Below are 14575 nucleotides of genomic sequence, written 5' to 3' on the forward strand. Positions count from 1 at the left end.
GAAAACAGTACTTGCTCCTTTCCTTATTGGCATTGGTTGTTTCAACCTTTTGGACTTCTGTCAGGTTTCCCCTTTTTAAAGTAGACTATTCTACCGTTATCTACGCACAAAACAAGGAATTATTGGGAGCGCACATAGCTGCAGACGGACAGTGGCGATTCCCCCAAGGAGATTCTGTTCCTGAAAAATTTGCCACTGGCTTATTAATGTTTGAAGACGAGCATTTTTACAAACACCCCGGTGTCAACCCTTTTTCTATTGCACGAGCTTTACAACAGAACATATCGGAAGGCAAAGTAGTCAGTGGCGGCAGCACAATAACCATGCAGGTGATAAGAATGGCTACCCAAAGAAACAGGACGGTTTGGAACAAGGGCATTGAAATAATCCAGGCATTGCGACTGGAACTGAGTCACTCCAAAAAAGAAATTCTACATCTATATGCAACTCACGCACCCTTTGGAGGAAACGTAGTTGGACTAGAAGCGGCTGCCTGGCGTTATTTCCAACGTCCTCCCAATCAGCTATCGTGGGCCGAGAGTGCTATGTTAGCCGTTCTACCCAATGCTCCGGGCTTGATCCACCCAGGCAAAAACAGAACGCTATTGTTACGGAAGCGAAACCTATTATTAAAAAAGTTGCGCGAGAGAGGGAAGCTGGATTCAATGACCTACCAACTCGCACTTGAAGAACCTATTCCTGCGCATCCGTATGCATTGCCACAGCTGGCCCCTCACTTGTTGGATTATTGCAGAAAAAGGGAAGAAGGCATAACTTATCACCTTACCCTGAATCACACCTTACAAAAGAGAACAAACCAAACGGTTAACATCCATCATCGCAAATTACGTTTGAACGAAATTCACAATGCAGCGGCCATTGTTGTGGAAGTTAAAACAGGAAAAGTTCTGGCATATTGCGGCAACACCACTCCTGTCAAAAAACCGTTCCACCAAAACCATGTCGACATTATTCAAGCTTCCCGCAGCACCGGGAGCATCCTGAAACCCTTTTTATATGCAGCCTCTTTGCAAAATGGAATATTACTGCCCAAGCAGTTGATCCCGGACATTCCTACATATTACAAAAGCTTCGCCCCGAAAAACTATAACCGCACTTATTCAGGGGCTGTGCGGGCCAACGAAGCTTTAAGCCGCTCGTTAAATGTTCCTGCGGTGAGGATGCTAAAGGGATATGGCACTGCCCGTTTTTGCGATATGCTTCAAAAAACGGGATTGAGCACCATAAAATCCACTCCCGATCATTACGGACTTTCATTAATTTTAGGAGGGGCCGAAGCCAACCTGTTTGAACTATCGGGAGCCTATGCATCCATGGCACGGAACCTTCTAAATTATTCCGAAAACCACAGCCTATATTATACCAATGCTTTTCAAAAGCCCATTTTGTTTGAGAACGAAGAATTAGAACAAGGTACACTTTCGGAATTTTGTCAGGTTTATGGCGCCAGTGCAACATACCAAACGTTAGAGGCCTTAACGGGTGTTGCGCGGCCGGATGAGGAAGCAGGCTGGCAGATGTTTTATTCAAGCAGAAAGATTGCCTGGAAAACCGGGACCAGTTTTGGCTATCGCGACGCATGGGCCATTGGCATAACCCCGGAATATATAGTAGGCGTTTGGGTTGGCAATGCCACCGGAGAAGGACGGCCAGGCATCGTAGGAGGAACCACGGCCGGACCAATCCTGTTCGATATTTACCGTCACTTACCCAAAACCACCTGGTTTCAGCCACCCTACGACGATATGGTGAAAACGGCCATTTGTAAAACGTCGGGTTATAAAGCGGGCCCCAATTGCAACATCGATTCTATGTATATTCCCTCCCAGGGAAATAAAGGGGAACTCTGTCCGTACCATCATTTGATACATCTAGACGAAACACAACGCTACAGGGTGCAATCGGACTGTTATCCAACCAGCAAAATGAGACACGAAAAATGGTTTATATTGCCGCCAGTAATGGAATGGTACTATCGCAAATACCATCCACTATACAAAAGGATGCCACCTATGCATCCCGGCTGCCCACCCTTACAAGCCAAAGTCATGGAATTTATCTACCCACAAAACACAAACAAACTATACCTGCCCATCGGTATCGACGGACAAACCCAGGCCGTGGTATTAAAAGTGGCGCATCGTAATTCTACCGCTACCATTTTTTGGCATCTGGACAATGGATATATAGGAGAAACCAATTTTGTACACCAAATGGCCATTCAACCCAACATTGGAAAACACCAAATTACTTTGATGGACGAGGAAGGCCATATCCTGCAAAAAAAAATCTATTGTGTGGGCAGAGGGGACGATTGAATATTTGAATTATTCCGAACCTTAGTCCAATTATTACATTAACCACCATAAGAGTTTTTACCTTTTGGCATTTTCTAACTAAATTGTAGGTTTTCTATCATCTGTCATTAGGCATTTGATAAACGCCTTCACATCAGCGGGCATCAGCCGTACCGATGGCTATCGGGGTAGAAAACCTTACATTGCGGTGTTTAAGTAATGTGTATATTTTGTTTATCGAATTGACATTTAATAAAGTCTATTGACAATCTTGGGATCATTATAATAGTCTCCATTGAGCAAGGAATATATATGATTTTTACATTTTACGAATGGGTGAAACGGAAATTTCTTATCAGAAGATAAAAGAGCAACTTGAGCAATTACAAGCTAAAAACGAAAAGTACGAACTGTTCTTCAACCAATCCACAATTGGTTTCTTTTTTATGATGCTTGATGAGCCCATAGAATGGAATAAAACTACGAATAAGGAAATAGCGCTCGACTATACCTTCAAACACCAAAGAATTACTAAAATAAATCAAGCTATGCTTGATCAGTATGGTGGCACAGAAAAAGATTTTATCAACAAAACTCCCGGCGATTTTTTCCAACATGATATTGAACACGGACGTAATGTATGGAAGGAATTTTTCGACCATGGACGTTTAAAAATAGATACCCATGAGCAAAAATTTGATGGCACAAAGATGCAGATTGAAGGTTATTACACATGCCTTTATGATGAGCGGGGAAGAATCACAGGTCACTTTGGTGTTCAGCAAGAAGTAACAGAGCAGAGATCCGTTGAAAACACATTCAAAAATCTATATAAAAACGCACCCGTTCCCTATCAATCGCTTGACAGTAATGGCATACTTTTAAAAGTAAATGATAAATGGTGTCAAGAAACTGGATATAACAGGGAAGAAATCATTGGCACATCCTTTAATAATATAGTTGCACCCAATGATAAAAACGCTCAGAAAGAAAGTTTTAAAAAGCTTATATCCAAAGGAGAAATTTCTAATGCATTAATTGATATCATCACCAAATCCGGAGAAACAATCACCATACAACTTGAAGGTTGCGCCACAAAGGATATGGAGGGTAATTTTGTATATTCCAATTGTATTTTTAAGAATATTACGGAAAAACAACAAGCCGACGAAAAAATATTAGCGTTAAACAAACTGCTGCAAGCCCGATCGGATGAATTACATCAAAATAACATTAAACTGGCAGAAGCTAAAAAACAAGCCGAAGAAAGCGATAGGTTGAAATCGGCTTTCCTGGCGAACATGAGCCACGAAATCAGAACACCCATGAACGCCATTATCGGGTTTTCGCAATTATTAAAAGAAACAGACAAAACACAAGACCAGATGAATGAATACGCTGATATTATTGCCAACAGCGGAGAGCATTTACTGAACCTTATCAACGATATTATAGACATATCGAAAATTGACGCCGGGAAACTTCAGTTAAATCCTGAACCCACCTCTGTTAATAACTTACTTCACGAATTATTCATTTTCTTTGAGTCTGAGCTGGCCGCCAACAACAAAGCGGATATAAAGCTAAACTGCTATTCCCCGGAAGATCCGTTAAACATTATAACCGATTCCACCAGGCTTCGTCAAGTGCTTATTAACTTATTGGGTAATGCGGTCAAATTCACACAAAAAGGTTCTATCGATTTTGGCTTACAGTTAAAGGATCGTGAAATTATGTTTTACGTAAAGGATACCGGCATAGGAATTCATAAAGAAAAGCACAAGCATATCTTCGACCGATTTAATCAATCTGCGCCTACCACCGAAAAAATATATGGCGGAGCAGGATTAGGCTTATCTATTTCTAAGGCTTGTGTAGAAATGCTTGGCGGTAAAATATGGCTTGAATCTGAAAGTGGCCAGGGCAGTACTTTTTATTTTACAATAAAAAAAGAAACTACTATTGTCAATTAGTCATGGGTATTTATTCCTAAAAAGATTTACAAAATAACACTGGTTAGTTTTTATGTCTGTTATCGATTATTATAAAACACAAGTGTTTATTTGTTAGATATTGCTTAATATCAGCAAGAGAAAACTTGAACCATAATTGCTTGTGTATTAAAAAGGCAGAAGAGAAGGAATTAATGGCTGAAATAATTAACTTAGCCTTAACAATCAGCATAGCACCAAAAGTATTTATCCTATAATGTGACATAAAGAATAAAAACTATTTGGATGCTTGGGATGATTTATTAAACGAATCTTAGATGTTGTGAAATCTAAATCAAATAAACAGTTGGTGTTGCTTCTGAAGGAGGGAAATATGCTTGCTTTTGATACCTTGTACAACAGATTTTGCCATCAACTACATAACTTTGCCTTAAGTTACCTGAAACAGGAGGAGGATGCTGAAGGAATCGTTCAGGAAGTATTTCTAAAAATCTGGGAAAAGAGAAATAAAATTGATGAATTCTCTTCATTCAAATCCTTTCTTTTTACTATTACCTATAACCTTACCATCAGTTTATTGCGAAAAAGGTTATCAGAGACTAAATCTCGCGAACATTTAAAATCCCTACAACAATCGGTAAAAACAATTAGCCCTTTAGATGATTTATATTACAAAAGGCTTAACAATAGAGTAAATTCCCTGTTGCAAGAAGTAACGCCGCGACAAAGAGAAATATATTTATTAAGCAGAGAAGAAGGATTAACTCATAAAGAAATTGCTGAACAACTTGGAATTTCTGAGAATACAGTTAAAAATCATCTCGTAAGTACACTAAAACATTTAAGAAAGCATATCAAATCCAATTTGGTGATGAGTGTTTTATACTTTTTCCTGTTTATTTGAAAAAAATCACATTTCTTATAGTCCCTATTCTCATGTTGTGCGTAATATAATTAAATCAATGGTGTAAGCGCATCAAATTTAGTTACATTAAAATTTCCGGAAGACTGGGGAATGCACACTTACGAGATATGAACAAAGAGATTTACCAAAAATATTTGAATAATAGTTGCAGTGAACAGGAATTCGAGGAATTTACCAAATGGATAAATAAAGATGCCTTATCTAAAGAAGGTATGGAATGGGGATTTGATAACTGGGAACACCATAATCTACAAACTACCACAAAAAACAAAGGGAAATATCTAACTATCCTTGATAAAATTCATCACCGGATTAACCTACTTGAAGAAAAATATGTGCCGGGAAACCCTTCTTCGCTGCATAGGATCTATATCTGGATAAGTCGCATAGCAGCAGTGCTGTTTATTCCATTGCTTGGCCTGGTATTATATCTTCTTACGGCGAATAATTACCCGTTCGAAAGGTCTGCTATTAATGCTGTTGACTCACTTGAGATAATTGCTCCAATAGGATCTCGAGCAGTACTTCAACTAACTGATGGCACCGAAGTAAATCTAAACTATGGTAGCCGTTTAAAATATCCCCGAAATTTTACAGGCGATTCCAGAGAGGTTAAACTTATCGGAGAAGCCTATTTTGAGGTGGCACATAATCCGGAGAAACCATTTATTGTAAAAACTAATAATTTAAGTATTAAAGCTTTAGGAACTGCTTTCAATGTCAATGCATATCCTGGCGCTAAGTATGTTTCAACCACTTTGGTAGATGGGAAGGTAGCATTAGAACATGATCTTATTAATAGATCACAGTCTATTGGGACGATGATCCCAAGTCAGCATGTTGCGTATAATACAAAATCCGGAGAAATATTCTCAAGTATGGGTAGTGTTGAAAAATACATAGGTTGGAAAGACGGCAAACTAATATTCGATAACGAACCGATTGATCATGTAGCTGATAGGCTTGCCAGAATGTTTAATGTAGATATTGAAGTTGATGATAATGTAAATGAATATACTTACACCGTAACTTTTGTGGACGAGCCTCTTTTTTTAATTCTTGATTTAATGACTGAAATAACTCCGATAGAATACAAAATACATCCCAGAAAAAAATTAGCTAATGGCACCTATTCCAAACAACGTATCCAAATCCTGAAAAGATGATAAAAACTTGTTCTAACTAAACACGATTGCATATGAAGTAAAACCTTAGATCTAAATTCCATTAAAATCAGCAAAAATGCACAGGGAAATGCGCCAACATCTCCCTGTGCTAAATTAAGTTACCCTGCATGCGACTGCAGGGCAGTTACTAATCTTAACAATACAAAAGTATGAAAAAAAATGAATGTTTCTTCTGGGAACGGATTATACCCAGACTACAAAAAACAGCCAGGATTATGAACCTTACTATCTTTTTATTCCTATTTTCAGTAGTTAGCGTATTTGCTGCTGATTCATATTCGCAAACAACGGTTCTTACGGTAGATATGCAGAACACTTCAGTAAAAGAAGTTTTGCATCATATCGAACAGCAAAGTGAATTTTATTTTATGTACAGCGAGAAGATTGTTGACGTAAAAAGAGAAGTATCGTTAAAGTTAATGAATAAAAAAGTAACCGATGTATTAGACGCGCTTTTTAGAGATAGTGAGGTCGATTATAAAGTTAAAGATCGTTTTATTTTATTAACCAATTCAGAGCTTTCAAATTATACATTGTTTGCCCAGGATCAAGGAATAATTACCGGAAAAGTAACCGATGATACAGGTCAGCCTTTACCTGGGGTGACGGTAGTAGTGAAAGGCACAACCAACGGTGCTATTACAGATATAAATGGTAACTATTCTATCTCAGGCCTTAACTCTGATAATACACTTGTTTTCTCTTTTATTGGAATGGTGGCACAGGAAATAGTTGTTGGTGACAGATCAACAATTAATGTTGTAATGGTCGCAGATGCCATTGGTCTTGAGGAAGTGGTGGCCATTGGCTATGGAACAAGGAAAAAGAGTGATTTAACCGGAGCAGTATCATCCGTTAACAATGAATACCTAAAAGAGCAGCCTGTCGCTGATGTAACCAAGGCGCTGCAGGGTAGTACATCCGGTATTCGCGTTATTCGCTCTGCTACACCAGGAGCCGAAGCAGACATCCGCATCCGTGGTATGGGTACCATCAATAACAACCAACCATTATGGGTAGTCGATGGTGTTGTTGGAGCTAATCCTCCAGCTCCGAACCAAATTGAATCTGTTGAAGTTCTTAAAGACGCCTCCTCAACAGCTATATATGGTTCGCGAGGTGCTAGTGGAGTAATTCTTGTAACCACAAAGGGTGGTCGTATAAATCAGGCACCTAAAATGGAGATTAGTGTTCGTTCTGGTTTTAGCGCCCCGGATTCCAAGTTTGATGTAATGACTAATCCTCAGCTCCTAGGTGAGTTAAAATGGTTGGAAATGCAGAATGACGGATTAACTCCTTCCGATACGCACTTTGGAAGTGGAAATGCTCCTGTGTTAAACTATTATTTATTCCCCAATGGAGCTAGTGCAGGGGATGCCAGTGCTGACTTATCATTATACGACCAGAATAACTATCCAATAACACGCTCAAATCCCAATGGTACAGATTGGATGGATGCTATATATCAAAATGGGTCGATTCAGGATTTCAACCTTTCAGTAACGGGAGGTTCAGAAAAAACCAAATACGCATTTGCAGCAAGTTATTTAGAAGAAGAAGGTATTTTGAAATATACTTCTTTTCAACGCCTAAGTATCAGGTCAAATATCGACACAAAATTAACCGATTGGTTAACTATTGGCCAGAGGTTAGGAGCAACATACGGTCAAAAGAATGGTTATCAATCCAATAACTATCGCGAGAATTTGATAAACAGAACCTATATGGCCAGTCCTCTTGTTCCCATTAGAGACGTTGCTGGAAATTATGCCGGTTCAGTTGTTGGCGATATTGGCGTATGGCAAAATCCTTTAGCTGATTTAGATCGGAATTCTGATGACAAAATCAAAGATTATAGTGTTACCGGTAACTTTTATGTTGAATTACAGCCGATTAAAGACTTAAAATACAAATCTTTATTAGGTTATGATGTTCAGCTTACCAATGTATTTAATCCGCGATTTCCGGAACCTGAGTTTATTCAAGGGGTTGATATGACTACACTGTCGGAATCAAGCAGAAATAATACACTATGGAACTGGACTAATACTTTAACTTATGAAAAAACAATTGGTGCACACAGTTTTGATGTTTTATTAGGAGTTGAGGCTACCAAGAAAACATATCGGGATATGACTGCCTCCAGACAAGACTACTTCTCAGTAGATCCTAACTTTTTAGTATTGGATGCTGGTGCACAATCACAATTGAACGAAGGTACGGGATATGCATGGACATTATTTTCTGCCTTTGGACGATTGCACTATACATACAATCACAAATATCTCTTTGATTTTACTCTTCGTAGGGATGGATCTTCACGCTTTGGTGAGAATAATCGATATGGTATATTTCCCGCGATTGCTGCTGGTTGGGTCCTCTCCGAAGAAGCTTTTTTGGATGGAACCGAAGGATGGTTGGACTACTTAAAGTTTAGAGCAAGTTGGGGGCAGTCCGGTAACGACCAAATTGGTAACTATAATAGCTATTCCAGTTATAGCTCAAACCCGGGTAATTCTTATTACGCAATAAGTGGTGAGGATAACATTATTAGTCAGGGATATCAATTATCGGCTATAGGTAATCCTGACGCTAAATGGGAAACTACCACCTCAAGCAACATTGCATTTGATGCCACATTTATGGGTGGATTGGATTTCTCCATTGATATATGGCAGAAAAAAACGGAAGATATGTTATTCCCTATTGCAATCCCATTAGTTGCTGGTTCTGCAACTGCCCCATCTGTGAATATCGGAACCATGAAGAATACAGGACTTGATATCACATTGGGATATAATAAAATTGTAAACGAAGATTTAAGTTTTAATGCTACGGCCACTGTTTCTCATTATAAAAATGAAGTAGAGAAATTATCGGGCAATGAGGATGAATTTATTCAGGGTACTGACTTAAGAGGGCAAATTTACACCAGAACTGAGCCAGGACGCGCATTCCCAGAGTACTATGGTTATATTATTGATGGTATCTTCCAGACTCAGGCTGAGGCCGATGCCCATCCTGTAAATGGAACCTATAATGAACCAGGAAACCTGATAGTAAGAGATATTGCTGGTGCTACGGATGCAAATGGCAATCCTATCCCTGATGGACAGATTACTGCTGCCGATCGCACATACATAGGTAGTCCACACCCGGATTTTACCACCAGTTTGCGATTGGGGATGAATTACAAGAACTTTGATTTTTCCGCCTCCCTTTATGCTAGTGTGGGTAATGACCTGGTTAATTACACAAATCGTTATGTGAAGTATGGCTTATTCTTGGCTCCTAACTCTAAGGAACGATTGTTTAACTCATGGGGAAGTCCGTATTTGAATGGTGATAACAGTAAGGCAACTATGCCAAAGGCATCTGGAAAGGATAACCTTTTTGATCAAAATGCCTCTACGCTTTATATCGAAGACGGCTCTTTTTTACGTCTTCAAAATGTTCAATTAGGTTACACATTGCCAAAAACGATTACAGAAAAGATCAAGCTTCAAAATGTACGTTTATATGTGATGGGGGCCAATCTATTTACTATTACTGGTTACTCAGGTCTTGACCCAGAAGTAATCCCGGGTAATGGAGATGAGATAAACATGGGTGTTGACATCGGATCATGGCCTGTATCAAGACAATTCATGTTTGGTATTGATATTACATTATAATTCTAAAAATTCGTAGCAATGAAACATATAATAAGAAAATATAATATATTGTTTTTAGCCCTGATATGCATTGTGGCTATTTTACCCCTAGGAGGATGTGATGACTTCCTCACCGAAGAACCTGTGGGAACGGTTAATGAAAGTATCTTAACAAACGAGGAAGGGATTGAAACCCTTCTGATTGCAACCTATGCCGCAGTAGATGGTTATATGCAGGGAGAAAGTCCATCAGGCAGTACAGGTGGTGCTTCGCCAATGAATTGGATATGGGGAGATGTAGCATCAGATGACATACACCGTGGAGACAATCCAGGTGGCTGGTCTGGGATTACCGATGTCGAAATGTTCCAGGTACAAACAACTAATCTTTGGACCAAAGAATGTTGGGGTGTACATTATGAAGGAATAGCACGTGCAAACGATGTTTTACGTATTCTCTCTTTAGCAAGCGATAATATTGAGGCCTCAAAAGCCAGTAACATAGCAGCACAAGCCAAGTTCTTGCGTGCCTGGTTTTATTATCAGCTTCGGTTAAAGTTTAAGAACATCCCATATATTACCGAAAATGATGATCCCATTAATGTAAAGAATGATGTTGAAGTATGGGATCATATTGAAGCGGATTTAGAGGCTGCCATTCCGGATCTTGAAACTGATTTAACAGAAAAAGGGAGAGCTTCTCAATGGGCAGCTAAGGCTTTATTAGCAAGAGTCCATATGTTTCAGGAAGAATGGTCGGAGGCTGCACCATTATTAGATGACATTATTGATAATGGTTCTTTTCAGCTAGAGGATCATTTCTATAATAACTTCGATGAAGACTATCAAAACAACGGCGAAAGTATTTTTGAGATTCAATATTCCGTAAACGATGGTGCAGGGGTGCACAACTCCGGTATCGATCACCAGACACTTTACCCCGTTGGTCCTATTGTTGGCTTAGGGTATTCGTATAGTGCGCCTACCTTTGACCTTTTTAATGCATACAAAGTAGGTGCTGATGGTTTGCCAATGTTGGATACCTACAACGATAACCTACTGTTAGAGGACTATGGTGTTGCTTTTAATGAACCTTTTACTCCAACCAATCATTTACTTGACCCCAGGGTTGACTGGACCATTGCACGCAGAGGTGTGCCATTCTTGGATTGGGGACCAATGTGGGGAAGTAACTGGATGTCAAATCAAGCTGCCATGGGGCCTTTCTTGAATAAAAAAGTATTGTGGTATAAACGAAATAAAGGGATCATATCATCTACAACAGGTTACTGGGCTCGTGGTGTAAATGGCAATAATTATAGAGCACTCCGCCTAGGGCATGTGATTATTTGGAGGGCTGAAGTAGCTGTAGAGCAAAATCAATTGGACGTAGCCAGGGATTTGATTAATCAAATTAGATCGAGGGCTGCAGATGATATACTTATGGGGAAAGTGATGAATGATACTTTTGGTTCAGATGTAGATTTGGTTATTGATGAAACCCAACCTGCAGCTAACTATATGTTAGGTTTATATCCTTCATTTCCTTCGCAAGATTATGCCCGAAAAGCAGTTCAATTTGAAACCCGCCTGGAATTTGCCTTAGAGGGATTGCGCTTCTTTGACTTGCGTCGCTGGGGCATTGTTGGTCAGGTTATGAACAGCTATCTGGCAAATGAAACTGCAAACGGCAGAATACCTTGGCTTGCAGGTGCTGCATTTGTGGAAAATAAGAATGAATATTGGCCATTGCCGCAAGATCAGGTCGATCTTCAACCTGGCGTATTGTTTCAGGATCCTGCTTATTAAGTAAATTAAAAAGTAACATTAAAAATTTTGAACTACCTTGATTTAATTTTAAGGTAGTTCTTTTTGTTTACAAGGAAATTCGGATTTACAACAAGAAATCAGGGTTCCCGCTTCTCAAAAAAGCACTATCAGGAAAGGAACCGTTTTAATCAAACTGCTTATTCGTTGAAAAAATATGGTTAAACCTTACCCTTCCCCGGTCATCTCCAAATCATCAAAATTGATATTTGGGTATAAAAAATCGTTATATGGGAATCGCGCCGTATGTATTTTCCTCACCTCATTATAAATAATCTCCTTAAAATCGTTCAAGTTTTCCTTATTCTTCGCAGAAATAAATACGGTATCCAACCCTTTTGCCATCCAACTCTTCTTTAAATCTTCCAGCGAGTAGTTAACCTGTATCTTAGGGGTCAAATCGTCCTCGTCTTTAGGCGTATATGAGAAAGCATCAATCTTGTTAAAGACCATGATCATTTTTTTCTCCGTTTTATCCAGCTCTTGCAAAGTCTGGTTTACAATGTCTATTTGCTGTTCAAAGCCACCATGAGATATATCTACCACATGCACCAATATATCCGCTTCCCGCACTTCATCCAGGGTCGATTTAAAGGAATCTACCAAATGGTGAGGCAGCTTGCGAATAAAACCTACGGTATCAGCTACTAGAAAAGGCAGGTTTCCTACAACAACCTTACGCACTGTGGTATCCAGCGTGGCAAATAATTTATTTTCTGCCAAAACAGTCGATTTACTAATGGTATTCATCAACGTTGACTTACCTACATTGGTATAACCTACCAAAGCCACACGTACCATCTTCCCCCTGTTTTTTCTTTGGGTCGACTTTTGCTTGTCTATCTTTACCAGGTCTTGCTTTAACTTCGATATTTTATCCCGAATAATCCTACGGTCGGTTTCTATTTCCTTTTCACCGGGGCCGCGCATACCCATACCACCTCTTTGTTTCTGAAGGTGTGTCCACATTCTTGTCAACCTTGGCAACAGGTACTGATACTGCGCCAGTTCCACTTGTGTTTTTGCGGCGGCTGTTTTTGCGTTTTTGGCAAAAATATCCAATATCAGGTTAGTTCTGTCCAGTATTCTGACCTTTAACAATCCTTCAAGATTTCTTAGCTGGGAAGGACTCAACTCATCGTCGAATATTACACAGTCTACCTCATACACTTTAACACCTTCCATCACCTCGTCTAATTTACCTTTACCCACAAATGTTCGGTTGTCAGGCATAGGTAAACTTTGCATATATCTCTTTACCGGTATTCCTCCGGCGGTCTCTGCCAAAAAGGCTAGCTCATCCAGATATTCGGTCAATAAGGCTTCTGAAATCCCCGGAGTCCTAAGCCCAACCAAAATAACTTTTTCTAATTCCTTATGTGTGGATATTTGTTCTCCCATTAAAACAATACAACTTTATCGTAATTTTTAAAACGCACAAAGGTACGCTTTTTTGCAGACATGACCATCGCTAAGTTTTGAGCAAAAAAAAGAGGCACCCAAAGATGCCTCTTGAAATATTCAATCAATATTATTTTATTGCAGCACAAAATTGATAGGTACCGTATAAGAAACTTTCACAGCCTTACCACGCTGTTTTCCTGGTTTCCACTTAGGCATGGACTGAACCACCCGGATGGCTTCTTTGTCAAGGTTAGGATCAACCCCGCGTGCTACTTTTACCTGAGTAACCGCACCGTCTGTTCCAACCACAAACTGCACGTACACACGTCCTTGAATACCATTTTCCTGGGCAATTACCGGATATTTAACAGATTGGGCAATGTACTTCCTCAATTCTGTGTCACCTCCCGGGAATTGCGGCATTTCTTCCACAATAAAGAACACAGGTGCATCATCTGTTTCCTCTTCTTCCAGTGAGACATCGAATTCCACTTCCGTATCTTCATCAATCTCGGTATCCTCAATGTCAAGTTCTTCTTCAAGCTCAACATCATCATCCACGATGTTTAATACATCGGTTACCTTCGGTGGTGGTGGTGGTGGTGGTGGTTTAACTTCCTCTTGTCTGGTAATCGGAACGATTTCCTCCTCCGCTTGAACATCATCCATCATATCGAACTGACTGGCGTCCACATCTGTTGTAGACCATTCAAAGGCGATAAGGACAATAGCCAAAACTACTACCAAACCGATCTGCATGAAAACCGGCTTTTTGGTTTCAAGATCTGCTTTTGGAGACTTTTTTACTTCCATAATAAAATTAAATTTTGGTGCCTAAAGATAACCATTTTATGTGGTTAATCAATTATTTTTAATCCTAAGTAATACGATTTGTTTTTTTGAGTGCATAAAAATAGAACTTTATTATAAAACTCCCATTTTTTTATTTCTTTTTTTCAGCATAAAAACCGTATTTCACTCAAATTGACGCAATATGACTAATCACGTTAACTTTACATCTTGAATAAATTCATGAAAATTTATTGTTTTTATTTGGGCAATTTAAAAAAATACTATATTTGCATCGCAATTAAGGGGATTAGCTTCCCGATAGCAATCGGGACAGGCAACTTCGCTAATCCCGTAATACATTGTTATGAAGTTGTAAAAATATTTTGGGGGATTAGCTCAGTTGGCTAGAGCGTTTGACTGGCAGTCAAGAGGTCATCGGTTCGATTCCGATATTCTCCACATTGAAAACTAAGGCGTTCGGGAGCTTCCATCCTGGGCGCTTTTTTGTTTATGAAAT

Annotated in this window: 8 protein-coding genes and 1 tRNA gene; 7 read left to right on the forward strand and 2 right to left on the reverse strand. The window is 39.3% G+C overall.

Annotated elements, in window-relative coordinates:
• Positions 1-11: 11 nt before the first annotated feature.
• From pbpC to ACT29I_RS08775, 6 genes are all read left to right on the forward strand, one after another.
• A complete protein-coding gene (pbpC, locus tag ACT29I_RS08750; protein ID WP_444793222.1) occupies positions 12-2339 on the forward strand; it encodes a penicillin-binding protein 1C in 2328 nt (775 codons plus the stop codon).
• A gap of 311 nt (positions 2340-2650) precedes the next feature.
• Positions 2651-4291: a PAS domain-containing sensor histidine kinase gene (locus tag ACT29I_RS08755; RefSeq protein ID WP_430933523.1), complete on the forward strand. Its 1641-nt coding sequence runs from the start codon at positions 2651-2653 to the stop codon at positions 4289-4291.
• Between the two features lie 301 nt (positions 4292-4592).
• Entirely contained in the window at positions 4593-5174 is a 582-nt protein-coding gene (locus tag ACT29I_RS08760; protein WP_430933524.1) for an RNA polymerase sigma factor, read from the forward strand.
• A gap of 128 nt (positions 5175-5302) precedes the next feature.
• Entirely contained in the window at positions 5303-6361 is a 1059-nt protein-coding gene (locus ACT29I_RS08765) for a FecR family protein (RefSeq protein ID WP_430933526.1), read from the forward strand.
• Positions 6362-6531: 170 nt separating this feature from the next.
• Positions 6532-10056: a TonB-dependent receptor gene (locus ACT29I_RS08770; RefSeq protein WP_444793223.1), complete on the forward strand. Its 3525-nt coding sequence runs from the start codon at positions 6532-6534 to the stop codon at positions 10054-10056.
• Positions 10057-10074: 18 nt separating this feature from the next.
• Positions 10075-11844 (forward strand): RagB/SusD family nutrient uptake outer membrane protein, encoded by a 1770-nt coding sequence (locus tag ACT29I_RS08775; protein WP_430933529.1) that lies wholly within the window; start codon positions 10075-10077, stop codon positions 11842-11844.
• Positions 11845-12030: 186 nt separating this feature from the next.
• Here the strand turns inward: ACT29I_RS08775 and hflX are convergent, their stop codons facing one another.
• Together hflX and ACT29I_RS08785 are read right to left on the reverse strand one after the other, a co-directional pair.
• A complete protein-coding gene (gene hflX / locus ACT29I_RS08780; RefSeq protein ID WP_430933530.1) occupies positions 12031-13263 on the reverse strand; it encodes a GTPase HflX in 1233 nt (410 codons plus the stop codon).
• A 135-nt stretch (positions 13264-13398) separates the two neighbouring features.
• Entirely contained in the window at positions 13399-14079 is a 681-nt protein-coding gene (locus tag ACT29I_RS08785; protein ID WP_430933531.1) for an energy transducer TonB, read from the reverse strand.
• Between the two features lie 364 nt (positions 14080-14443).
• Between ACT29I_RS08785 and ACT29I_RS08790 the strand changes: the two genes are divergently transcribed.
• Positions 14444-14517: transfer RNA gene (locus ACT29I_RS08790), tRNA-Ala, on the forward strand.
• The last annotated feature ends 58 nt before the right edge of the window (positions 14518-14575 follow it).

The organism is Saccharicrinis sp. GN24d3 (genome assembly GCF_052400645.1).
Taxonomy (GTDB): domain Bacteria; phylum Bacteroidota; class Bacteroidia; order Bacteroidales; family Marinilabiliaceae; genus Saccharicrinis.